20 protein-coding genes are annotated in these 22,315 nt (G+C 69.5%); 11 read left to right on the top strand and 9 right to left on the bottom strand.

The genetic code is table 11. The features are described from left to right. Nucleotides 1-55 precede the first annotated feature (55 nt). The 3 genes from Q7X29_RS12510 to Q7X29_RS12500 are packed head-to-tail and all read left to right on the top strand — an operon-like array spanning nucleotide 56 to nucleotide 2,196. Entirely contained in the window at nucleotides 56-790 is a 735-nt protein-coding gene (locus Q7X29_RS12510) for an ABC transporter ATP-binding protein (protein ID WP_218718137.1), read from the top strand. Further along, nucleotides 787-1,551, top strand: coding sequence for an ABC transporter permease (locus Q7X29_RS12505; protein WP_218718138.1), 765 nt, complete (start codon nucleotides 787-789; stop codon nucleotides 1,549-1,551). Before Q7X29_RS12510 ends, Q7X29_RS12505 begins: the two co-directional genes overlap by 4 nt. Before the next feature lie 21 nt (nucleotides 1,552-1,572). Further along, nucleotides 1,573-2,196, top strand: a complete 624-nt coding sequence (locus Q7X29_RS12500) for a TetR/AcrR family transcriptional regulator (protein ID WP_218718139.1) — start codon at nucleotides 1,573-1,575, stop codon at nucleotides 2,194-2,196. Here Q7X29_RS12500 and Q7X29_RS12495 read toward each other — a convergent pair. Beyond that, complete coding sequence (locus tag Q7X29_RS12495) at nucleotides 2,172-3,122, bottom strand: LysR family transcriptional regulator (protein WP_218718140.1); 951 nt, start codon at nucleotides 3,120-3,122, stop codon at nucleotides 2,172-2,174. The two genes, Q7X29_RS12500 and Q7X29_RS12495, sit on opposite strands and share 25 nt — an antisense overlap. 110 nt (nucleotides 3,123-3,232) lie before the next feature. Between Q7X29_RS12495 and Q7X29_RS12490 the strand changes: the two genes are divergently transcribed. Next, complete coding sequence (locus tag Q7X29_RS12490) at nucleotides 3,233-4,450, top strand: MFS transporter (protein ID WP_218718141.1); 1,218 nt, start codon at nucleotides 3,233-3,235, stop codon at nucleotides 4,448-4,450. Here Q7X29_RS12490 and Q7X29_RS12485 read toward each other — a convergent pair. Genes Q7X29_RS12485 through Q7X29_RS12475 form a run of 3 tightly spaced genes read right to left on the bottom strand, consistent with a single transcriptional unit; the run spans nucleotide 4,434 to nucleotide 7,315 of the window. Next, nucleotides 4,434-4,658: a Trm112 family protein gene (locus tag Q7X29_RS12485; protein WP_218718142.1), complete on the bottom strand. Its 225-nt coding sequence runs from the start codon at nucleotides 4,656-4,658 to the stop codon at nucleotides 4,434-4,436. The two genes, Q7X29_RS12490 and Q7X29_RS12485, sit on opposite strands and share 17 nt — an antisense overlap. 9 nt (nucleotides 4,659-4,667) lie before the next feature. Next, a complete protein-coding gene (locus Q7X29_RS12480) occupies nucleotides 4,668-5,111 on the bottom strand; it encodes a GtrA family protein (protein ID WP_218718143.1) in 444 nt (147 codons plus the stop codon). After that, nucleotides 5,108-7,315, bottom strand: coding sequence for a hypothetical protein (locus Q7X29_RS12475; RefSeq protein ID WP_316574131.1), 2,208 nt, complete (start codon nucleotides 7,313-7,315; stop codon nucleotides 5,108-5,110). Before Q7X29_RS12475 ends, Q7X29_RS12480 begins: the two co-directional genes overlap by 4 nt. Before the next feature lie 293 nt (nucleotides 7,316-7,608). Here Q7X29_RS12475 and Q7X29_RS12470 point away from each other — a divergent pair, with 293 nt between their 5' ends. Together Q7X29_RS12470 and rffA are read left to right on the top strand one after the other, a co-directional pair. Beyond that, nucleotides 7,609-8,649 (top strand): glycosyltransferase, encoded by a 1,041-nt coding sequence (locus Q7X29_RS12470; protein ID WP_218718196.1) that lies wholly within the window; start codon nucleotides 7,609-7,611, stop codon nucleotides 8,647-8,649. After that, nucleotides 8,646-9,782 (top strand): dTDP-4-amino-4,6-dideoxygalactose transaminase, encoded by a 1,137-nt coding sequence (gene rffA / locus Q7X29_RS12465; RefSeq protein WP_218718145.1) that lies wholly within the window; start codon nucleotides 8,646-8,648, stop codon nucleotides 9,780-9,782. Before Q7X29_RS12470 ends, rffA begins: the two co-directional genes overlap by 4 nt. Nucleotides 9,783-9,803: 21 nt before the next feature. Here the strand turns inward: rffA and Q7X29_RS12460 are convergent, their stop codons facing one another. From Q7X29_RS12460 to Q7X29_RS12450, 3 genes are all read right to left on the bottom strand, one after another. Next, nucleotides 9,804-11,027: an alpha/beta hydrolase family protein gene (locus Q7X29_RS12460; RefSeq protein ID WP_316574121.1), complete on the bottom strand. Its 1,224-nt coding sequence runs from the start codon at nucleotides 11,025-11,027 to the stop codon at nucleotides 9,804-9,806. Nucleotides 11,028-11,124: 97 nt separating this feature from the next. Beyond that, nucleotides 11,125-14,082: an AMP-binding protein gene (locus Q7X29_RS12455; protein ID WP_316574120.1), complete on the bottom strand. Its 2,958-nt coding sequence runs from the start codon at nucleotides 14,080-14,082 to the stop codon at nucleotides 11,125-11,127. 142 nt (nucleotides 14,083-14,224) lie between these two features. Further along, nucleotides 14,225-15,010: a bestrophin-like domain gene (locus Q7X29_RS12450; RefSeq protein ID WP_316574119.1), complete on the bottom strand. Its 786-nt coding sequence runs from the start codon at nucleotides 15,008-15,010 to the stop codon at nucleotides 14,225-14,227. A 338-nt stretch (nucleotides 15,011-15,348) separates the two neighbouring features. Between Q7X29_RS12450 and Q7X29_RS12445 the strand changes: the two genes are divergently transcribed. The 5 genes from Q7X29_RS12445 to Q7X29_RS12425 all read left to right on the top strand — a co-directional run bounded on the left by Q7X29_RS12445 (nucleotide 15,349) and on the right by Q7X29_RS12425 (nucleotide 20,020). Beyond that, nucleotides 15,349-16,755, top strand: coding sequence for a family 2B encapsulin nanocompartment shell protein (locus tag Q7X29_RS12445; RefSeq protein WP_218718149.1), 1,407 nt, complete (start codon nucleotides 15,349-15,351; stop codon nucleotides 16,753-16,755). A 12-nt stretch (nucleotides 16,756-16,767) separates the two neighbouring features. Further along, nucleotides 16,768-18,030, top strand: coding sequence for a family 2 encapsulin nanocompartment cargo protein terpene cyclase (locus tag Q7X29_RS12440; RefSeq protein WP_316574118.1), 1,263 nt, complete (start codon nucleotides 16,768-16,770; stop codon nucleotides 18,028-18,030). After that, nucleotides 18,027-18,902 (top strand): geranyl diphosphate 2-C-methyltransferase, encoded by an 876-nt coding sequence (locus Q7X29_RS12435; RefSeq protein ID WP_218718151.1) that lies wholly within the window; start codon nucleotides 18,027-18,029, stop codon nucleotides 18,900-18,902. The genes Q7X29_RS12440 and Q7X29_RS12435 overlap by 4 nt, the downstream gene beginning before the upstream one ends. Beyond that, nucleotides 18,899-19,468, top strand: a complete 570-nt coding sequence (idi, locus tag Q7X29_RS12430; protein ID WP_316574117.1) for an isopentenyl-diphosphate Delta-isomerase — start codon at nucleotides 18,899-18,901, stop codon at nucleotides 19,466-19,468. The genes Q7X29_RS12435 and idi overlap by 4 nt, the downstream gene beginning before the upstream one ends. A 198-nt stretch (nucleotides 19,469-19,666) precedes the next feature. Continuing rightward, a complete protein-coding gene (locus Q7X29_RS12425; protein ID WP_218718153.1) occupies nucleotides 19,667-20,020 on the top strand; it encodes a hypothetical protein in 354 nt (117 codons plus the stop codon). An 8-nt stretch (nucleotides 20,021-20,028) separates the two neighbouring features. Here Q7X29_RS12425 and Q7X29_RS12420 read toward each other — a convergent pair whose 3' ends face one another. Next, nucleotides 20,029-20,757 carry an aspartate/glutamate racemase family protein gene (locus Q7X29_RS12420; protein ID WP_218718154.1) on the bottom strand — a complete coding sequence of 243 codons (729 nt, stop codon included), beginning with the start codon at nucleotides 20,755-20,757 and terminating at the stop codon, nucleotides 20,029-20,031. Continuing rightward, nucleotides 20,757-22,247, bottom strand: a complete 1,491-nt coding sequence (locus Q7X29_RS12415) for an NCS1 family nucleobase:cation symporter-1 (protein ID WP_218718155.1) — start codon at nucleotides 22,245-22,247, stop codon at nucleotides 20,757-20,759. The genes Q7X29_RS12420 and Q7X29_RS12415 overlap by 1 nt, the downstream gene beginning before the upstream one ends. Between the last annotated feature and the right edge of the window lie 68 nt (nucleotides 22,248-22,315).

Here is a 22,315-nt window from a genome sequence, read left to right as displayed (position 1 = left end):
GGTCGCGCTAAATTCATCACGTAGTGAATTCAACACTCGATGAATTGAGGCGACCATGTCGCACCCCGCTCCGCCACCGACCGCGATCCGGGTCGACGGACTCACCGTCACTCGCGGAAAACGCACCGTCCTGCACGGGCTCACCCTTGACATCCCGCGCGGCTCGATCACCGGCCTGCTCGGCCCGTCCGGCTGCGGCAAGACCACCCTGATGCGCAGCGTCGTCGGCACGCAGATCATCGAATCGGGCAGCGTCACCGTGCTCGGCGAACCGGCGGGCAGCGCCGGGCTGCGGCGCCGGGTCGGCTACGTCACCCAGGCGCCGAGCATCTACGCCGACATCAGCGTCCGCGAGAACGTCGGCTATTACGCCGCGCTCTACGGCCGCGACCGCGACGACGTCGAATCCGCGCTCACCGCAGTCGGTTTGGGCGAGTACGCCGATCAGCTCGGCGACCAGCTCTCGGGCGGGCAGCAGACCAGGGCGTCGCTGGCCTGCGCGCTGGTCGGCAGACCGGAGCTGCTGGTCCTGGACGAACCGACCGTCGGGCTCGACCCGGTGCTGCGGGTGGAGCTGTGGAAGCAGTTCCGCGAATTGGCCGCGGCGGGAACGACCCTGCTCGTCTCGAGTCACGTGATGGACGAGGCCGACCACTGCGATCGGCTACTGCTGATGCGCGACGGCCACCTGCTCGCCCAGCTCAGCCCCGACGAACTGCGTGAACGCACCGAGGAACAGAACCTCGAGACCGCCTTCCTCACCCTGATCACGATGGGAGAGCGCGCATGAGTACCACCCTGCGCCCCTACACCGCCACCACCGGCCGGATCCTGCGGCAGCTGCGCAACGATCACCGCACCGTGGCGATGATCCTGGTGGTCCCGGCGCTGCTGATGACGTTGCTGTACTTCATCTATCAGGACGCCCCGGGCCCGCCGCACGCCCCGCTGACGATCTTCGACCGGGTCGGCATCACCATGCTCGGGATCCTGCCGTTCATCGTCATGTTCCTGATCACCGCCATCGCGATGCAGCGCGAACGCACCTCGGGCACGCTCGAGCGTCTGCTCACCACCCCGTTGCGCAAGCTCGACCTGCTGGCGGGCTACGGCAGTGCCTTCTCGCTGGCCGCCGCCGCGCAGGCCGCCGTCGCCTGCCTGGTCGCGTTCTGGCTGCTCGGGATGAACGCGGCGGGCAATCCCGGCTGGGTCATGCTCATCGCCATGGTCGACGCGGTCTGCGGGGTGGCGCTGGGCCTGCTGGCCAGCGCATTCGCGCGCACCGAGTTCCAGGCCGTGCAGTTCATGCCGGTGGTCGTGGCCCCGCAGATCTTCCTGTGCGGCTTGCTCGTTCCGCGCGATCGGCTGCCCGACTGGCTGGAGGCGATCAGCAATGTGATGCCGTTGAGCTATGCGGTGGACGCGCTGCAGCAGGTATCGCTGCATCCGGAGCCGACCGCGACCATGTGGGTGGACATCGCGATCGTCGCCGGGTTCGCGGTGGTCGCCCTGTGCCTGGGCGCGGCTACCCTGCGTCGACGGACCCCCTGACGGACGAGGAGACACGGATCCATGAGTGACGGCGAATCCGGTACGGGCCCAGCGCGCTCCGGTCGGACCGGGCGCAGGCCCGGCAATACCGATACCCGCGCGGCGATTCTCGACGCGGCCCGGATCCGGTTCGCCGACACCGGTTTCGACAAGACCTCGATCCGGGCGATCGCCGGCGACGCCGATGTCGATCCCGCCCTGGTGCACCACTATTTCGGCACCAAGCAGCAGTTGTTCGCCGCCGTCGTGGCGTTCCCTGCCGACCCGGAGGCGACGTTGGCCGCGGTCGATCGCGCGCCGCTGGACGAGCTCGGGCCGACGATCGTGCGCGCGGTGGTCGGGGTGTGGGACTCCCCCGCCGGGCCGGGCATCGTGGCCATGGTGCGCAGCATCTTCGGCGGCGGCGAGACGAATCTGGCCCGAACGTTCCTGCTCCAGGTGGTGCTCGAGCGGGTGCGCGTGCGGATCGCCACCCCCACCGACGACGGCCGCGCGCGGGTGGCGCTGGCGGCGTCGCAGATGGTCGGATTGCTCACCGCCCGCAAGATCGTCGACATCGAGCCGCTGGCCTCGATGCCGATCGACGAGGTCGTCGCCGCGGTCGGTCCCACGGTGCAGCGCTACCTGACCGGCGAGATCCGGTGAGGCAGGCTTTCGGCGGGCGCCCACGGCGGTAGCCAGCGGTCGGCCGGTTCGGCGGGGCGGTCGCGGGCGAGATGGTCGAGCAGGGTGGACACGGCCGGATGCTGGTCGTCGGCGCGCACGCAGACCGACCAGGGGTAGCAGGGGGTCGGGTCGGTCAGCTCGATGCGGCGCAGGGTGCGGCGCGATCCGGCGTCGATGCGGGTGTCGACGCCGATCAGAGTCGCGGTCCGTGGGTCGTCGCCGATCGTGTCGAGGAGGTGCTCCATCCCGAAATTTGGTCCGGCGCAGTCGATGTCGAGGGCGAAGTCGGCGGTCAGGTCGCGGTAGTAGGCGTCCCATTCGGTGCCGGGCGCCAAACCCGGCATCCACAGGCGCACCTCGCGCAGTTCGGCCAGCCGGATCGAATGCCGTTCGGCCAGAGGATGTTCCGAGCCGACGAGCAGCTGCAGCGGTTCGTCGTAGACCCGGCGGGCGAGGACGGACTCCGGTAGCGGCGTCGCGACCGCCAGCAGCGCCGCGTCGATCTCGCCGTCCGCGACCGCCCGCAGGGCGGCGTCCCCGCGCAGGGTCAGCACGTCGAGTTGCACGGCGGGATGGGCGTGATGAAAACGCCGCAACAGGGCGGCCGAACCGACCCGGGTGGCGATGACGTCGACGCGCAGCGGTCGCGTCGGCGGCCGCAGCGCTGCCTCCGCGCGGCGGCAGGCCAGCAGGATTTCGCGGGCGTGCGGCAGCAGCATCCGGCCGGTCGCGGTCAGCTCGGCGCCGTGCGGAGTGCGGCGGAACAGCTGGGTGCCGTACTCGGCCTCGAGGCCCGCGATGCGCTTGGACACCGCCTGCTGACTGATGCCGAGATCGGCCGCGGCCTCCTGGAACTGCCCGGTGTCGACGACGGCGACGAAGGTGGCGACGGCTCGGAAATCCAAGGCACCCACCCTAGACAGGCGCGCGGACTTCGGCGGACAACCGCGGGTTGTGCGCATCGCGCGCTGCGGTTGTTTGATCGGCTGGGGTGCGCGGTGATTCGGTGTCGGGCATGCGTAGCACCGCCGTCTGGGCGCCTCGACTCGGCCGCGATTTCACCCGGCTGTGGACCTCGTTCGGGGTCAGTGCCCTCGGCAGCCGGATCGCGATGGATTCGTTCGCCCTGCTCGCGGTGACGCAGCTGCGGGCCGGGGCTTTCGCGGTGGCCGCGCTGGCCGCGATCGGGCCCGCGGCGGGCGCGGTGCTGGCGGCGCCGCTGGGTGGCTGGGCCGAACGCGCGCCCAAGCGCGCGGTGCTGATCGGCGCCGATCTGGTGCGGTGCGCGGTGCTGGCGAGCGTGGCCGTGGCGTGGTGGCTGGGGATGCTCGGGTACGGGCTGCTGGTGGTGGTCGCGGCTGTCACCGCCGCGGCGACGATCGTGTTCACCGCCGCGCGTGGTGCGCTGCTGCGCGCGGTGGCGCCGCCGGAGCTGCTGCTGTCGGCCAACAGCAGGCTCGAGGCGACACAGTGGGCGGTCACCGCGACCGGGCCGCCCGTCGGCGGGGTGCTGTTCGGAATCTTCGGGCCGGTGATCGCGGTGGTGATCGACGCGGTCAGCTATCTCGGGTCGGCCTGGGCGCTGGCCGGGATCCGGGCCCGCGAGTCGGTCGCGGCCGGGTCGGCGGTCGTCGGCGGGACCGGGGCGGGCCTGCGGATCATCCGCGCGGATCCGGCGCTGCGCCGGCTGTGCGTGCACACCTGCCTGGTCAGCGGGTTGATCATGGGCAGCGCGCCCGTGCTGACGGTGCTGCTCATCCGCGATCTCGGCTTCGCGACCTGGCAGTACGGCATCGTCTTGGGGCTGCCGTGTCTCGGCGGTCTCGCGGCGACCCGGCTGACCGGGCCGCTGGTGCGCCGGGTCGGCGCGGCCGCGGTCCTGCGCGGTGCGGGGATCGCGCGGGTCGGCGCGTCGATCTTTCTGGCGTGGACACCGCCCGGCGTGGCGGGGATGGTCGTCGTGCTGGTGATCCAGACCTGGATCGTGGCGGCGATGGCGGTGTTCACCCCGGTGTTCGCGACCTACCGGCTCGAACGGATCGCACCGGGGGTCACCACCCGCGTGCTGACCGCCTGGACCGTCACCAACAGCGCGGTCGTCGCCCTGTCGACGGTGGCGATCGGGGTACTCGCGCAGGTGTGGGGTGGGCGAGCGGCGCTGCTGCTGACCGGGATCGCGCTGATCGCCGGGGCCGCGGCGCTGTTCGCCGTTCCGCTCAGGACTGAGCGGTGAAGAACTCGTGTTCGGCGTCGCTCACGTCGCGCGCCTCGTCGATCAGCAGTACCGGGATGCCGTTGTCGATCGGGTAGGCGCGGCGCAGGCGCGGGTTGTAGAGCACGCTCGCGTCCGCTTCGGTGCGCACCAGCTGCAGCGGGCCCTTGTCCTGAGGGCAGGCCAGCAGGCCGAGCAGGGTTGCGTCGAGGGTGGATTCGTGCGCCATGTCCCTAACCTACCGCGCCCGCCGGAACGAGATGTAGCGGTGCCCGAAGAAGCTGAGCACCGCAACCAGACCCATCACGATCACCGAGGCGGGCGCGGCCGGGAACCCCAAGGCCGTCACGGCCACCTCGACCAGGATCACGTTGAGGACCAATCCGCCCGCGTTCACCCCGCAGAAGGCGACGAAGTCACGCAGCAGGTGCCCGCGCACCCGGAACACCAGCGTCCGGTGCAGCACGAAGGCGACGACCGTGCTCACCGCGTACGCGGCGACGACCGCCAGACCCGGCCTGCCGTCGCCGAGCACGCCCAGCCAGAACACGGCCAGCGCCATGCCGAGCAGGGTGTTGAACCCGCCGACGATCGCGAACGCCAGCTCCTGACGCTTGACGATCCGCAGCAGCGGGCCCGGCGTCTCGAGCACGCCGCCGGCCGACGCCGCCTCGGTGGTCATCGCACCGCGTCCGCGAGCTCAGCGTCCTCGGTCGGGATCGACTCGGCCGTGGGCGCGTCCGGTTCGTCCTCGGGCTTGCGTCCGCGCACGTAGAGCCACTGGAACAGCCCGAGGCCGAGCAACCCGAGCACGATGGCGGCGCCGCCGATCTTCCAGCCCGGCGGACGCCAGGTCAGCTCGAGGTCGCCGTTACGGGTGCCTGCCGGGATGTCGACCGCGACGAAGCTCTTGGCGACGACCTTGAACGGCACGTCCTTGCCGTCGATGCTCACCCGGTAGCCCGGCCAGCCCAGCCGGGCGAACACCACCCGGCCGCCGTTGTCGGAACTGACCCGGACCCGGCTGGTGGTGTCGGTCTCCGACACCGAGACCGCGGTACCGCCCTCGACCGCGGAGACGCGGCCGTTGCGGGTGGAGATCAGACCGTTCTCGCGTTCGAGCACCGCGATGTACTTCTCGTGGCCCGGGTAGTCGACCCACTTCCAGCCCGTGGGAGCTTCCTGGGCGCGCGCGTCCGGGTAGAGCGCGCGCTGCAGGACGACACGGTCGACGTTCATCAGGTCGACGATGGTCTTGCCGGTCGACGGCTCGACCGCGAACGCGCGCCGGTACGCGTCGGGGCAGACGCTGGTGTCCCAGCGCATGCAGAGCATGTCGCCGAACCAGTAGTGCCCGTTGGGGGTGTAGCCGCTGACGTAGGTGAGCTCGAGATCCTTGGCGTAGTTGCCGAACACCAGCGAGCCGTAGGCGCCGTCGAGCGTGCGTTCCCCCGGCTGGATCAGCGCGCGATCACCCAACTGCAGGGTGGTGCCCGCGAAGTCGGGGAACGCCGCCATGGCCGCGGCGCGGTCGCTGGGCAGGTTCCAGCTCATCGGCGTCGGTTGCGCCCGGTCGACCTGGAAGTAGGCGATCGGGAAGACCGCGACGATCGCCAGCGCGACCGCCGCCGAGGTGCCCCTGTTCACCGCCAGCCACACCACGCCCGCGCCGAGCGCGGCCAGCACCAGCGCGGCGCCGATGTGGACCAGCCAGTTGTGCGGGTCGGCCGAGAACGAGCGCACCCACAGCAGCCCGATCAGCACCGCCGCGGCGATGCCGCGCGAACGCCAGTCCTTGAAGGTCGCGAACCGTCCGAGCAGCACGCAGACCAGCAGCAGCAGACCCAGCGCCACCATCGGCAGCACGCGCGCCGGCCAGCGCAGCGGGCCGATCGTGCCGGGGCCGGCGGTCCACATCAGCGCCGCGATCGCGAACAGCGCGATACCGCTGAGCTCGCGCCAGGCGGCCCGCGCCCGGCTCCAGTCGATGAACGCCAGCGCCGGGATCAGGAACCAGGCGATGTAGACCACCGGCAGCGGCTGCACATAGCCCCACCACGAGGTGAAGGCGGGCAGCGTCGAAGGCAGGCTCGCGTTCAGCGATTCCGACCACGGCACGGTGAGGAACTGGTCGTTGTTGATCTGGGCGGTACCGCGCCAGGTCACCTTCGCCGACAGCATGGACGGCAGATACGTCGCCAGCCCGGCGAGCGCGGCCAGTCCGGAGACCATCAGCAGCTTCAGCGGGGGCCGCCAGGCCTTCTGGTAGATCAGCTCGCCCACCGCGACAGCGCCGATCATCAGACCGGCCTCGACCGCGGGGAAGATGTACTGCACCGAGATCGCCAGGTACAGGTAGACGAACACCGGGATCGGCCCGCCCCGGCCCCGCGCGTAGCGCACGCCCGAGGCCCACGCGTGCACCATCCAGGCGGTGCCGGTGAACGCGGTCATCCAGCTGGCCTCGTCGAAGAACAGCAGCCACCCGGTGAACGGGATCGAGACGCCGGCCAGCGCGGCCCACTGCACCTTCGCGCCGTAGGCCAGGCAGATCCGGTAGACGCCGAGGCCGAGGATGATCGCGAAGATCAGCTTCACCACGGTCGCGTACAGCACGAGATTGTCCACCGAGGGCGCGATCAGATCGATCAGCAACTGCGGCGGATTCAGCAGTCCCGCTTCCTCGATCGCGTAGTTTCCGGCCATCCAGTGCTCGGGCACCATCACCGGCAGATCGCCGTCGCGCAGCCGCCTGCCGAGCATCACCCACAGCGGCACGTACTGGGATTCGGTGTCGTCGGTGTAGAAGTGTCTGGCGTTGGCCAGCAGAACCGCGCCGAAGCCCGCGATCACTCCGAGGGAGGTGATCAAGCCCCACAGGTACACGGCACGACGGGGAGGGGTTCTACTTTCCACCACGAGGACCAGACCCTACAGGCAAGCGACCACATCGGCACCGTCGCACGGGGCTTGGACCGGGTGTCCCCGATCGCCCCTGGCCACACCACGAGGTGTCGCATTCCGGTGTTAAAGTGCGCACCACCGCAGGAGTCTCTGCTGTCCTCGGCGCCCGCCGCCAAAACACACGAAAGTCGACGATGCCGCTTCCTCCCGCACCCTCGTCCCGCCCCGGCGCCGTCCTGCGTGCCGGTGCGCCCGACCGCGACGGATCGCGCCCGGTGCATTCGGTGTCGGTGGTCGTGCCGGTGTATCGCGGCGAGGAGACGATCGCTGCCCTGGTCGCCGAGCTGGATCGGCTGACCGGTCCGTCGACGTCCGCCGCCGGCGCCCGGTTCGCGGTCGAGGAGATCATCCTCGTGCACGACAACGGCCCCGACCGGTCGGACGTGGTGCTGCAGGAGCTGGCCCGCACGTACCCGCAGGTGCGCCCGGTCTGGTTGAGCCGCAACTTCGGCCAGGACGCCGCCACGATCGCGGGGATGGCGGCCGCGCGCGGCGACTGGATCGTCACCATGGACGAGGACGGTCAGCACGACCCGGCGTTCATCGCCGATTTCCTCGACGCGGCGCTGGCCTCGCGCGCGGACCTGGTCTACTCCAAGCCGACCAACACCCGCCCGCACGGTTTCCTGCGCAACCTCACCTCGCGTGGGGCCAAGATCGTGCTCGCGACGGTGTTCGCGTTCCCGGATTCGACGCGCTTCGAGAGCTTCCGGCTGATCCGCGGTGACATCGGCCGTCAGCTGGCCGAGGTCGCCGCCAACGGTGTGTACCTGGACGTGGCGCTGACCTGGGTGGTCGGCAACGCCGTGCAGGTGCCGGTGGTCTTGCGTGCCGAAGGCCGCGAGGAGTCCGGCTACAACTACCGCCGCCTGTTCTCGCTGTTCTGGAAGATGGTGCTGTGCAGCGGCACCCGTGGTCTGCGCCTGGTCAGCATGCTCGGGGTGACCCTGGCGCTGGCCGGAGTGATCATGGCCGCCGTGGTCATCGTGCAGGCGCTGACCCAGGACAACCACGATCCCGAGGGTTGGGCGTCGATCATCGTCGTGCTGCTGCTGTGCTCGGGTGCGACCCTGTTCTCGCTGGGCCTGATCGCCGAGTATCTCGGTGTGGCGCTGCACATCCTGGTCGGCAAGCCGCTGTACCTGACCGTCGAGACCCCGACTCCGCGCCCGGATACGATGCATGCGCCGGCTGTGCCTCATCGAGTCGACGCCGTGGCGCCGGCAGCCGCGGCGGAGAAGGGTCACCACGAGTGAACGAGCGCATCATCTTCAGCAGGCCGTTCCGCGCCGCCGCCGAGCGCGCCAATCTGCTGGCCGTGCTCGACTCCGATCACAGTCACGGTGACGGCACGTTCACCAAGTCGGCGACGGCGAAGATCAAGGCCATCACCGGCGCCGGGCACGCGCTGCTCACCACCTCGTGCACGCACGCTCTCGAACTCGGCGCGCTGCTGCTGGAACTGGGCCCCGAGGACGAGGTGATCGTCCCGAGTTTCGCGTTCACCTCGGCGGCCACGGCGATGGCGCTGCGCGGGTCGACATGTGTGTTCGTCGACATCGACGATTCGACCGGCAACATCGATCCGGCGGCCGCGGCGGCCGCGATCACCGACCGCACCAAGGCGATCGTCGTCATGCACTACGGCGGGGTGGCCGCCGACATGGAGCCGCTGCTCGCGCTGGCCGCCCAGCACGGCTTGGCGATCATCGAGGACAACGCGCACGGTCTCGGCGGCACCTGGCGCGGCAGGCAGCTCGGCACCATCGGCACGCTGGGTACCCAGAGCTTCCACGACACCAAGAACGTGCACTGCGGCGAGGGCGGCGCGCTGCTGCTCTCGGACGAGATCCTGATGGGTCGCGCCGAGATCATGCGCGAGAAGGGCACCGACCGCGCCCGCTTCCTGCGTGGTCAGGTCGACAAGTACTCCTGGCAGGACATCGGCTCCAGCTACCTGCCCAGCGAGCTCAACGCGGCGGTCCTCGACGCCCAGCTGGCCGAGTTCGACACCATCCAGCGGCAGCGGCACCGGGTGTGGGACACCTACGCGGCGGCGCTGCCGGAGTGGGCGGCCCGCAACGATGTGCGCCCCATGACGGTGCCCGCCGACCGCGGCCACACCGCGCACCTGTTCTACCTGCGGATGCCGACTGAGGAGAGCCGCGACCGCATCATCGGCCACCTCGCCGAGCGCGGCATCGTCGCGCCGTTCCACTACATTCCCCTGGATTCCAGCCCGGCCGGGCTCAAGTACGGCCGCACGCCGGTGCCGTGCACCCGATCGGCGAACTTCTCGGCGACGATCGTGCGGCTACCGCTGTGGCCGCTGCTGTCGCAGGCGCAGCAGGCTCGCGTCATCGACGCGGTCACCGAGTTCCAGGTGTAGTCGCCCGGCACCAGCCGGGTCTCAGCGGCCGAAGCGCGCGTTCACCCAGGCCAGCGCGGCGCCGTAGCCCGCGGCGAGCAGGCCGCGATGATCGACGCCGGGGTAGGTGTGATAGTCCACCGCGTGACCGGCCGCCCGCTGCCGGGCGACCATGGCATCGGTCGCGAGCGGCAGCACCACGGTGTCGCCGGAACCCTGCTGCACCAGCAGCGGGGTGGTCAGCGGCAGCGAGCTGGGGTCGTTGGCGTCGAGTACCCCGGCGAGCGCGTCGACCCGCGGATCCTCGGTGAACACCGTGCCCGGGTCGAGTCCGCCCCAGGAATCGGCCGCCCGCAGTTGCCCGATGCAGCGGTCGTCGGCTTGTCCGAGCATCGACAAGGCCTGCGGCGCAAGGAAAGTCGCCGGATCGATCGCGGCGACGGTCTCGGCGCCACGGAGGAACAGCGGCAGGAACGCCACCGCCCCGGCCGGGACCACGTCCGCCGCGGCACCGGCCCGGCCGATCAGCCCCAGCCCACGCACCACCGGCCCCAGGTGCGACGCGGGCGCCATCGCCACCGCACCGAGCAGCCGCATCCCCGGCGCCCACTCCTGGGACCGCGCGTTCGCGAACACCGCGGCCTGTCCGCCCTGCGAGTGCCCCATCGCCACCCACCCGCTGCCGATCTCGGGCGCGATCACCCGTGCCGCCATGGCCATATCGGCGACGGCGCGCTGCTCGGCCTCCCCGATCAGATAGCCGTGCGGGCCCGGCGTGCCGAGCCCCTGGTAGTCGGTCTGGGCCACCGCGTAACCGGCGGCCACCCACCGCGCCTGGACCTCGCGGGCCAGGGCGGTGTAGTCGTGCGCGGGGAACGTCGCGCCGGTGTCACGGGACGGCGCGCACACGTCGGCGGTGCCGGTGGTGCCGTGCGCCCACGAAATCAGCGGCCAACCGCCTGCGGGCGGTTCGCCCTGGGGCACCGCGAGGGTGCCCGAGACCGCGACGGGGTTGCCCTGCATGTCCACCGAGCGGTACAGCACCAGGTGGTTGCGCGCACCCGGCACCCCGGGATCGCCGGTGAGCGGACGCGACCGGATCACCGAGCCGTGCTCGCCCGGCACCAGATCCGCCGCGGGCGTGAAGAACTCGGGCCCGGCCTGCCCGTCCTGGGCGACCGCGACCGGCGCACCGACCGCGAACATGGCGGCGAGCACGGCCACCGGGGCCGCCAGTCGTGCCGAGAGCGTCCGTGAACCGATCACTACCGAACCTCCGAGTCCGCCCACGCCGGAACGCGGGGATGCCGATCAGTGCCGCGGGCAATCTACCCGAGTCGACCGATCGGCCCGGATACCCGAGTCAGTGGCCGCCGAACAGGGTGGCGGCCGCCGCGTCGGTGAGCACCTCGTACGTGTCGGTCTCCCGGTGGTAGATCCAGGTGTTCGGCCCCGCCTTCGGCAGACCCGCGGCCTGCACCGCCGTGGCCGAGGGCCGGAAGCTGGTGCTGCGCGGGATCTCGTCGACGACGTAGACCAGATCGGGTCGCTGATCGGGGGCCAGCGCACGCATCGCCTCGGTGACGTCACCCGGTTCGATCCGGAAGCCCTTGCGCACGCTCAGCGCGGCCGCGGCCAGGACGCCCGACGGCGTCGGCAGCCCGTAGGCGACCTCCATGTCGACCGGGGTGATGTCGTTGAGCACGTCCACGATCGGCTGGGTGAACACCGGTCCGCGCGGGGTGCGGATCACCGTGTCGCGGCGGTCGACCAACCAGTAGTCACCGTCGCTGTCGCGCCGGAACAGGTTCTCCGTCGGCCACCAGGCGTCCCCGGCGCGGAACACCCCACGCAACCCACCGTCGGACAGGTCACCGCCGTCGACCGACTTGCCGAGCAGCAGACCCGGCTCGTTGTCGGCGCAGCGCCGCGCGAAACCGTCGTCGCCGACGAGAATCTGCTCGGTGACCGGGTCGTAGGCGACCAGCTCGACATGCGCGGTGCCCGGCACCGGCCTGCCCTTGGAGCCGATCTTGGCGCCCGGCACATTGGCCAGCACCACGTCGCCGTCGATGGAGGCGTAGAACTCCAGCACCCGGGCCGGGGCGAACTGCTCCACGGTGCGCCGCCACAGCCCAGCGGGCATACCGGAGCCGATGAACAGCCGGATCGGGTGGTTGTGCCCGGCCGGGAAGACCTGCGCGTCGAGCAGGTCGCGCAGCATCGTCCAGGTGTAGGTGACGACGGTGACGCCGTAGCGATGCACTTCCTCGGCGAAACGGCCCGGCTCCAGGTCCATCGGCCTGGCCAGCGCGATCCGGCTACCGCCCGCGATCGCGCCGCCGAGGCTCACCAGCAGCCCCGACGAGTGATGCAGCGGCGCGAGGCAGTACACGGTGTCGCGGCGGTCGAGGTCGGCCGCGCTCGCGGTGCCGAACGCCGACAGCGCCCAGCGATGGTTGGTGATGTATTTCGCCTCCAGCCGGTCACCGGTGCCGATGACGAGGATGAACGCGAGCTCGCGCGCCAGGCCCGGGTTGGGGCGGTACCACGCGGGCACCCGCACCGTGGACGGGTCGACCTGCTCGAGATCGATCACCCGGTCGGTGGTCGGCAGCGCGAGCCGCCGGGCGTCACCACCGCCGAGCACCAGCACCCTGGCCCCGGTCGCGGCGGTGGTGCGCAGGTTCTCCGGGTCGGTGATCAGCGTCTGCACGCCGGTCAGCTCCATGGCCCGGTCCAGCTCGGCGCCGGGGGCCAGCAGGACCGCGACGGCGCCGAGGCGCGAGAGCGCGGCGACGGCGGCCAGCGCGCTCGGCCTGGTCTCCATGACGACGCCGACCCGGGTGGCGGGCCGGATACCGACCGAGATCAAACCGCGCACCACATTGTCGATGCGCACCTCGACCGCGGCATTGGTGTGCACCCGGTCGTCGAAGAGGAACAGGTCCTTCTGCGGCGCCCGCTTGGCGTGCTCGTGCAGCAGCTTGCCCAGCGAGATGCGGGTGTGCGGCTGGATCATGCCGAGCCGGGTCAGGCGTGGCAGCGCCCGCGCGGCCTCGCCCGCCATCTCGAGCGAACCACGAATGGTGTTGCCGGCGATGCCTTCCAGTGCCTTGCCGACGCCGGCGCCCGCCTCGGCCAGCGACGCCGCGGTGTGCACCACCCGCGTCGCGGCGGTGCGCGGGGCGTTGCTCGCGACGTGCTCGCGCATGGGCACGATCTGCTCGGGCAGCGAACCGTTGCCGTCCATCCAGGCGATCCAGTCACGCACCATCGGCCAGGTGTGATTGGTCGCCGTCGAACCGGCGACGAGACCGAAATGCCCTGCCACCAAACTGGCTTCGTAGACCTCGGCGTTGGGCGCGGCCCGCACGATGCCACGCACAGCGCCCGGCTGGCCGATGTCGTCGACCTCGCCGACGAAGGCCAGGATCGGGCAGCGCAGCTCGGCCAGCGAGATCGGGTGATCGCGGATCACGAAGCCGCCCAGCATCATCCGGTTGTGCGCGACGAACTGCTTGAGCAGATCGGCGACCGCGGGGCCCGAATACCCCACCCAGCCATCGCTGTTGAGGAAGCGGCGCTGACGTTCCTTGGGCAGCAACGCTTCCCGGTCGTGCAGTTGCAGCAGGAAGTCGATCCGCGACTTGGCGGTCTTGACCGGGTCGAGCATCTGGAAGCCGATGCGCACCATCGACTCGGTGATCGGCAGCCGGTGCATCACGTGGTCGGCCAGGAAGTCGGCGACCTCGGAGACCACGCCGTAGGGCAGCCCGAACGGCATGCCCGCGACGATGTCGACCGGGCTGCCGAAGGTGACGATGGAGGCCACGCCCTTGCCGTACCGGTAGGCGGCGGTCTGGTAGGCGAACATGCCGCCCTGCGAGTAGCCCATCAGGTGCAGCTGCGCGCCGGTGGCCCCGCACACGGTGTCGATGGCCGAGTCCACCGCGAGCACATGGTCGGCCAGGTCACGCTCCCAGCCACCCTCCTCGGTGGCCGGCGAGCCGAAATCGATGACCCAGCAGTCGATTCCGCTGGCGTGCAGAATGCCGACCGCGCCGCCCGCGGCGTTGACGTCCCAGATGTCGGCGTTCACCATCAACGGCGGCACCAGCAGCGCCACCGGACGGCCGGGCGTCATGTCGTCGGGGAAGTAATGGCGCAACCGGTACATGCGTCGGCGCTCGACGACCTCGAAGGGCGAGGACTCGACGTCGTGTGCCAATCCGCCGAAGCGGATCACCTCCAGCCCGTTCTGCGCGGTAGCCAGCAACCGCTGCATAGAACCGACCACACCTTTTGGACTGATATCCACCGTTCCCACCTGGCCTACCTGCTGAAAGTGACACACCTCACACACCCCGATGTGCTCATATGAGCTAACCACACCGGACCTCCATTATGTGTCGGCTGTGACAGGCCGCATGTTGCGGCGATTCGGGTCACACCGTGGCGGTTCAGCGGCCCATCACGTTCACGTAGACGCTGTCGAACGGCTCGCTGCTCACACTGAGATCACCGCGGAACGGATAATCCAGCGCGGCGATCAGAAAGATCATCGCACCGAGGAAGAACGCGAACAGACCACCGAGCACCAGATGGGCGTGTTTCCCCAGGCAGAACAGGCACAGCAGCACCAGGTTCACCGCGCCGCCGACCAGGATCGTCCACCAGAGCACGTCCGGAATGCCGCCTTTGGTGGCATTGATCCGGTGCCTGCGGTCGGAATCGAAGCGAGCGAACTGGTCGATGGTGGCGGCGTGCAGGATTTCCTCGGCACTGCTCGCCGGCCGGAACTCGAGCAGGTGACCTTGGAACCTGGTCACCAGCGCGGTGCCGCCCATCGGCTCCTCGCCCTCCCGCAGCGCGGGCCAGACGACGTCGAGCACGTCGCGGGTGTAGTCGGCGAGATCGTCGCGCAGCAACTCCCGATACGGCTCCGGGTAGGCACTCACCTCCCGATACAGGGTGCCGACCGCGGCGGCCTCGTCGGCGACGCGGCTCTGCGCCACGTCGTAGGACTCGTAGGTCGCCGCCGCGATGAGCCCGAGCAGCAACCCGTAGAACACCCCACCGACGGTGAGCACCATGGTGACGGTCTCGTTCCAGCCGGTCTCGGGCCCGAACGCGCGCCGCACCGCCTGTCTGCTGAGCAGAATCGCGGTCACGGTGAGCCCCACGGCCGTGCCGGTGATGAGCAGGAAGTCCAGCCAGATCGGTAGCTCGTATGTCCAGGTGAACATGGTCCGACGATAACTACTCCGAATCCGATCCCGGCATCGATCCGCGATTCATCCCAGGACATCTGGTGCGCCGCAATCGCCTCCCCCGCAACGGATCTCCCGGTCACAGCCATGTTTTCGCGAATAACTCGCGAACCGCGCCACCGACCACCTACCATCGATCTCGTCCGGAACGCACTGACACGCTTCTCATTTCGTGTAACACCGTTTCACAAGCCCGGTTTCATCCGCGCAGGACCATTCGATTCGCATCGTTGCCCACCCCCAGCCTGTCGCGCACCGTCGCGCCGCACAGGCCGATCGGCCGTGCCGATTTCCGTCCCGAGGTGAGGATCTCCATGACCATCGAAATGCCGCTGCCCACAGACAATTCCGTCCGTAAGAGCCTCAGCACCACCGCGGCGCATCAGCTGGCGCACACCACCAAATCCGAGCCGCAGATGCAGGGCATCAGCTCCCGGTGGTTGTCCCGCGCCCTGCCGTGGGTGCAGGTCGCGGGCGGTATCTACCGCGTCAATCGCCGGCTCACCCATACCGTCGGCAACGGCGAGGTCGAGTTCATCGTCGACGGTGCGCGCGCCAGGGTGATCCCCCAGGAATTGCGCGAACTGCCCCCGCTGCGCGATGTCGACGACGATCAATTGCTGCGCCCGCTGGCCGACAATTTCGTCCAATACGATCTCGATCCCGGCGCCGTGGTGGCCGAATTCGGCAATCCGATGGATCAGGTGATTCTGGTCGTCCACGGAAAACTCGCCAGGATCGGCTCCGGCGAATACGGCGAGGCCACCAAACTCGGCATGCTGTCGGGCGGCGACTACTACGGCGAGGACATGCTCACCGACCCGTCGGCGATCTGGCCCGACACCGTGAAAACGGTGACCAGAACGACGATTCTGTGTCTGCCCAGACAATCGTTCGAACAATTCCTGGAAACGAATCCCGACCTCGCCCGCATTCGCACCGATGCCGCGCGGACGCCGCAGCGGACACAGAATTCCAAGGGCGAGGCCGATATCGAGATCTCCTCGGGCCATTCCGGGGAGCCCCTGCTCGAGGGCACCTTCGTCGACTACGACGCCAGTCCCCGGGAGTACGAGCTCAGCCTGGCGCAGAGCGTGCTGCGCATCCACACCCGCGTCGCGGATCTGTTCAACGACCCGATGAACCAGGTCGACCAGCAGCTGCGGCTGACTGTCGAAGCACTCTACGAACGCCGCGAGCACGACTTGGTGAACAACCCGGAGTTCGGCCTGCTGAACAATTGCGATCTCAAGCAGCGCATCACGACCGAGTCCGGACCGCCGACCCCCGACGACATGGACGAGCTGCTGAGCATGCGCCGCGGCACCAAGTTCTTCCTCGCGCACCCGAAGGCGATCGCGGCCTTCGGTCGCGAATGTTCGCGCCGCGGACTGTATCCCGACCCGGTGGAGTTCCAGGGCCATCGCGTACCCGGCTGGCGCGGCGTGCCGATCCTGCCCTGCGGCAAGATCCCCGTCAGCGGCACCCAGACCACCTCCATCATGGCGATGCGCATCGGGGAGAAGGACCAGGGTGTGGTCGGGCTGCACCAGACCGGTATCCCCGACGAGTACGAGCCGAGCCTGAACGTCCGGTTCAAGCAGATCGACGACCAGTCGATCATGTCGTACCTGGTGAGCTGCTACTACTCGGCCGCTGTGCTGGTCCCCGACGCGCTCGGCGTTCTCGACGACGTCCTCGTCGCGCGCCGGGCCGACTGAGCGGCGCGCGCCGTGTCGATCCTCACCAGGGCGGCGGCGCCCCACGCGAGTACCGAGCTCGCGGGCACGGTGGCCGCCCTGCTCCACGACGCGACCGCACCCGCGGTCCTGTTCGCCCGGCTCGGCACCTCGGCCGCCGTTCTCCCGCAGCGTGTTCCACCGACGGTGCGTCCATCGGCAGGTCCGCGCCGGCTACCCGGCCCGACCGGAATCGGCACCACCAGTCTCTGGCGCAGTGCCGCCGTCGAGACGACACCCACCGCACCACAGCAGATTCCGGCTCTCTACTGTCCACCACCCGAACGTGACGACCCCGCCCTGGCCGAGGCCGTCAATGTCGGCCTGCTCGCCTGGGCCGCCGAGATCGGCCTCTACGAAGGACGACTCGACGAACTCGGCAAGGCCGACTTCGGCCGGCTGATCATGCTCGCCCATCCCGATTGCGACGACCCCGATCTGCTCCTCGGGGCCGCCCGCTGCGCGGTCGCGGAATGGTCGGTCGACGACTACTACTGCGAGGAGGACGCCCCTGGCGACACCGCACCCGACGGCACCCCGTCCAGCGCCGCCGCCGAACTCGGACCCCGGCTCGAGCTCGCCGCGGCCGCGATGGACCCGGCGCACCTGCCCGCGCGGTACGCGCCCCGGCTCGAACAGGCCATGCAGGCCGACCCGATCCTGCGCGCCTTCCGCACCTCCTTCGCGTGCCTGGCGGGGTACGCGAGCCCGGCGCAGCTGGCCAGGTTACGCACCGAGATCGCGGGTTGGTTCATCGCGCTCGGCGCCGAGGCCGGCTGGCGCGCCGCGGACCGGATGCCCCCGGTCTGGGAGTACCTGACCAACCGGCAGCCGCACAGCTTCCTGCCGTGTATGGCGCCGATCGACGTCGTCGGGGGTTACGAGCTCGGTGCCCCCGAGTACACCGATCCGGCCGTCCGACGGGTCACCACCACCGCGGCGCTGGCCGCCCAGATGGTGAACGACCTGTATTCGATGGCGCGCGAGGACCTTTCGGGCGGCAGGGAGTTCAATCTGCCGACGGTCCTGGCCGCCGAGGAGGGCTGTAGCCGCGCCGAGGCGGTCCTGCGGACCGCACAGATCCACGACGAGCTCATGCACCGCTTCGAACGGGAAGCGGCCCCGCTCGCCGCCGCGGGCTCACCCCAGCTGCGCCGCTTTCTGGCCGGCCTGTGGGCCTGGATGGGTGGCAACCGCGCCTGGCACGCCGGCAGCCGCCGATACCACGACATCGCACCAGGAGAGGACGACCGATGACCATCGCGAACCCCCGCACCGACAGCACTGTCCTGCGCACCACCTACCAGCGCTCCGTCGCGGCGTATTGGAACAACAATCCCAACGACGACCGGGTCAACACCAAACTGGGCGAGGTCGATGGTCTCTACCACCACCACTACGGCATCGGCGCCCCCGACTGGTCGGTCATCGAGGGACCGGAGTCGACCAGGCAGGACCGCATCGTGCGGGAACTGCACCGGCTCGAGACCGCCCAGGCCGACTACCTGCTCGACCATCTCGGTCCGATCCAGACCGCGGACCGCCTCGTCGACGGCGGCTCGGGCCGCGGCGGCACCAGTTTCATGGCGGCGGATCGCTTCGGCTGCCAGGTCGACGGGGTCTCCATCTCCGAGTACCAGGTGGGCTTCGCCAACGACCAGGCGGCGTCCCGCGGCGTCGGCGACCGGGTCCGGTTCCACTTCCGCAACATGCTCGACACCGGCTTCGCCGACGAATCGGTGCGCGGCATCTGGACCAACGAGACCACCATGTACGTCGACCTGTTCGATCTGTACGACGAGTTCAGCCGGCTGCTGGAACCCGGTGGCCGGTACGTGTGCATCACCGGCTGCTCCAACGACGTGACCGGCGGCCGCTCAGCCTCGGTCAGCTGGATCGACGCGCACTACGGCTGCATGATCCATCCGCGCAGCGAGTATTTCCGCGCCCTGTCCGACAACGGTCTGGTCCCCACCACCGTGGTCGACCTCACGCCCGACACCATCCCCTACTGGGAGCTGCGCACTCATTCCGAGCTCGCCACCGGCGTCGAGCAGCCCTTCCTCACCGCCTACCGCGAGGGGAGCTTCCAGTACCTGATGATCGTCGCCGATAAGGTGGCCAGGTGACCGAACAGCTCGCCGAACCGTCGACCGACCGCGAAGCCCTGCCCGTGGAGCTGGTCGACGACGCGGGTGTGGCGATCGGAGCGTGCTCGGTGGCCGATGCTCATCGGCCACCGGGCACGCTCCACCGCGCCTTCTCGGTGCTGCTGTTCGATCGCCACGGCAACGTGCTGATCCAGCAGCGCGCCGCGGTCAAGACCCGCTTCCCGCTGCAGTGGGCCAACACCTGCTGCGGGCACCCCGCGCCCGGTCAGCCGGTGCTCGAAGCCGCCGCCATCCGGTTGCGCGAGGAATTCGGCATGGCCGCCGAACTCACCGAGGTCGGCGCCTTCCGCTATCGCGCCGGCGACGAGACCACCGGCCGGGTCGAGCACGAGTACGACCACGTCCTGATCGGCGTGGCCGGTGAGGTGCCGCCGCAGCCCGACCCGGCCGAGGTCGCCACCTGGGCGTGGATCGCCCCGGGCAGCCTGCGGGCCGACCTCGCCGAACATCCGGGCCGGTACACGCCGTGGCTGGCCGAGGTGCTCGAGATCGCCGACCGGGCGCACGCCGCCGGCCAGGCCTAACCCCTCCCCTCCTTGCGGCTTGTCCGGCCAGGACGCTGTCCGCCTACTCCCAGGAGGTATCCAAAAGTTAGATGCGCATATCTATATCTGCCGATGTTTTATGTTCTTGGTGAAATCACAGGCTCGCCACAGTCGCCGACCAGGCCGGACGGGGACTCTGAACAGGGAACGGTTCCACCGACGGCGAGTGAGGTAGCGATGGTCGAGGTCGAGATCAACGACGACACGGTGACGGTCCATGTACTCGGCGGGCATCGCCTGCTCGCCCTGCGCCAGCAGGTCGTGATCGACCGCGCCGCCATCACCGGCATCCGCCCCGCCGAGGTCGACCTGCGCCCGCCGTGGGTCCGCGCCCCCGGCACCTTCATCCCCGGGGTGATCGCGGCCGGCGTCTATCGTGGCAAGGGCCGAAAAGAGTTCTGGGACACCACTTTCGGCGGCAGCGCCGTCCGCATCGACCTGGACGGACCCGACTTCACCCGCCTGGTCGTCGACGTCGACGATCTCGATGCCGTGCTGGCGGAGCTCACCCCCGAAGCCATCGGGGTCTGACCCGGCGCTCAGGAGCCGAACGACTCCAGCAGCCCGGTGTAGGTCTTCGGCGGCGGCGTGGCGAACTCTCCCCTGCCCGACTTGCGCAGGCCGAGCGTCACCAGTGACTGCACGGTCAGGGTCGCCGCCGCCACGCCGTCGATCACCGGGACGCCGATCTCGGCGCTGATGTGCGCGCACAGGTCGGCCATCCCCGCGCAACCGAGCACGACCGCGTCGGATCCGTCGGCGGACACGGCGGTCCGGCACGCCTCGGTCACGATCTTGCGGGCGTCCGGGTCGGTGTCGAGCGCGAGCACGGGGAGCTCGCAGGCGTGGATGCCGAGGCAGAACCGCTGCATGCCATAGCGTTCGGCCAGATCCGCGGCCCGGCCGAGGGTGCGGCCGAGGGTCGTCACCACACTGAACCCGCGGCCGAGGTGGCTCGCGGTGTGCATCGCCGCCTCCGCGATCCCGATCACGGGGCCCGCCGCCAGTTCCCTGGCCGCGTCCAGCCCCGGATCACCGAAGCAGGCGATGACGTAGCCGTCCACGCCGTCGGCTTCGCCGCGCCGGATCGCCGCGAGGAGCCCGGGCACGCTCATCGCCTCGTCGTAGTGACTCTCGATGGAGGCCGGACCGGTCTCGGAGGTGACCGCGTCGAGCAGCGTGCCCGGGCCCACGACGGCCAGGGCGCACTGCTCGATCGTCTCGGTCATCGCTCGTGTGGTGTTCGGGTTGACGACCCGGATCCGCATCAGGCACCGACCTCCTGGGCGGCCGCCGCGCGCTTGCCCGCGGTCAGCGCGTAGTAGGTGAGGAAGCCGAGACCGCAGCCGATGAACCAGCTGTACTGGGCGGCGGTGTGCATGCCGGGCAGGCTGTTGGCCAGCACCGGGAACACCGCGACAAGGGCGCCGACGGCGGTCGCGACGACCGCGGCCGGGTGATAGCCCTTGTGATACCAGTAGGTCCCCTGCTCGGACATGGTGAACAGATCGTCGACGATCACCTTCTGCTTGCGCACCAGGTAGTAGTCGCAGATCAGCACGCCGAACAGCGGGCCGATGAAAGCGCCGAGCACTTCGAGCGTGTAATGGATGACATCGGGATTGTTGTACAGATTCCATGGCGTGATGAGCACCGAACCGACCGCGGCGATCATGCCGCCCGCGCGCCAGCTGATCCGCTGCGGGCTCACATTCGAGAAATCGAACGCGGGCGAGATGAAGTTCGCGACGATATTGATGCCGATGGTGGCGATGGTGAAGGTGAGCGCACCGAGCACGATCGCGAAGGTGGAGTCGATCTTGGCGACGGTGGCGACGGGATCGGTGATCAATTCACCGTAGACCGGCACCGTCAGCGACGCGGTGATCACGACCAGCAACGAGAACACCAGGAAATTCACCGGCAGGCCGAGCAGATTGCCGGTCTTCACGGCCTGGAAACTCTTGCCGTAGCGGGAGAAGTCACCGAAATTCAGCATCGGCCCGGAGAAGTAGGACACCACCAGCGCGATCGCGCCGAGCATCACCGGCACCGATGCCCAGCCCGTGTAGGTCACCTCGCCCAGGTTCAGGTCGATCGCGCCCCAGCCGGCTTTCGCGATGAGATATCCGCACAGCACGAACATCACGACATACACAGCAGGACCACAGAAGTCGATGAACTTGCGGATCGCATCCATGCCGCGCCAGAACACGCACGCCTGCACCACCCAGAGCAGCAGGTAGCTACCCCAGCCGAGCAGCGACAAGCCCAGGAACCCGTAGTCGGCGGTGACGGCGTACGGCGCCAATCCCGGAAACAGTTTCACCAGCACGACATCCAGCGCCGCCGAAGCGAGGAAGGTCTGGATCCCGTACCAGGCGACCGCGATCAACCCGCGGATGATGGCCGGGATATTCGCGCCGAGCACCCCGAAAGCGCTGCGGCAGATCACCGGATAGGGCACGCCGGTCACCTGACTCGGCTTGGCCACCAGATTGCAGAAGAAATAGACGATGGTGATACCGATGAGCAAGGCCGCCAGCACCTGCCAGCTGGCCAGGCCGAGCGCGAAAAGGCTACCGGCCGTGACATATCCGCCGACGCTGTGCACATCCGACATCCAGAACGCGAAGATGTTGTAGGTGCCCCAGCTCTGCGTGCGCAGCGGCGCCAGATCCTCGTTGGTCAGCCGGGGATCGTAGGCGGGTGGATCACCGGCGGGTACGCCCGCCGAGGAGGTGATGGTATCGGTCATGGTCGTTCCCATCCGAAGGGTGAATCTGCTTCGCTGACGGTAAGTATCAGCAGTTGCCCTTCGGTTTC

Source organism: Nocardia canadensis, assembly GCF_032656385.1.
Classification (GTDB): Bacteria; Actinomycetota; Actinomycetes; order Mycobacteriales; family Mycobacteriaceae; genus Nocardia; species Nocardia canadensis.
Note: the sequence above shows the minus strand (reverse complement) of the source record. Positions and strands in the feature narration are given on the sequence as shown.

Excerpts from the sequence above, each read along its gene's own strand:
- Q7X29_RS12420 (WP_218718154.1), bottom strand. The coding sequence starts at position 20,757 with ATGCGGATCCGGGTCGTCAACCCGAACACCACACGAGCGATGACCGAG.
- Q7X29_RS12435 (WP_218718151.1), top strand. The coding sequence starts at position 18,027 with ATGACCATCGCGAACCCCCGCACCGACAGCACTGTCCTGCGCACCACC.
- Q7X29_RS12505 (WP_218718138.1), top strand. The coding sequence starts at position 787 with ATGAGTACCACCCTGCGCCCCTACACCGCCACCACCGGCCGGATCCTG.
- Q7X29_RS12450 (WP_316574119.1), bottom strand. The coding sequence starts at position 15,010 with ATGTTCACCTGGACATACGAGCTACCGATCTGGCTGGACTTCCTGCTC.
- Q7X29_RS12480 (WP_218718143.1), bottom strand. The coding sequence starts at position 5,111 with ATGACCACCGAGGCGGCGTCGGCCGGCGGCGTGCTCGAGACGCCGGGC.
- Q7X29_RS12445 (WP_218718149.1), top strand. The coding sequence starts at position 15,349 with ATGACCATCGAAATGCCGCTGCCCACAGACAATTCCGTCCGTAAGAGC.
- Q7X29_RS12510 (WP_218718137.1), top strand. The coding sequence starts at position 56 with ATGTCGCACCCCGCTCCGCCACCGACCGCGATCCGGGTCGACGGACTC.
- Q7X29_RS12490 (WP_218718141.1), top strand. The coding sequence starts at position 3,233 with ATGCGTAGCACCGCCGTCTGGGCGCCTCGACTCGGCCGCGATTTCACC.
- Q7X29_RS12425 (WP_218718153.1), top strand. The coding sequence starts at position 19,667 with ATGGTCGAGGTCGAGATCAACGACGACACGGTGACGGTCCATGTACTC.
- Q7X29_RS12500 (WP_218718139.1), top strand. The coding sequence starts at position 1,573 with ATGAGTGACGGCGAATCCGGTACGGGCCCAGCGCGCTCCGGTCGGACC.
- Q7X29_RS12415 (WP_218718155.1), bottom strand. The coding sequence starts at position 22,247 with ATGACCGATACCATCACCTCCTCGGCGGGCGTACCCGCCGGTGATCCA.
- Q7X29_RS12485 (WP_218718142.1), bottom strand. The coding sequence starts at position 4,658 with ATGGCGCACGAATCCACCCTCGACGCAACCCTGCTCGGCCTGCTGGCC.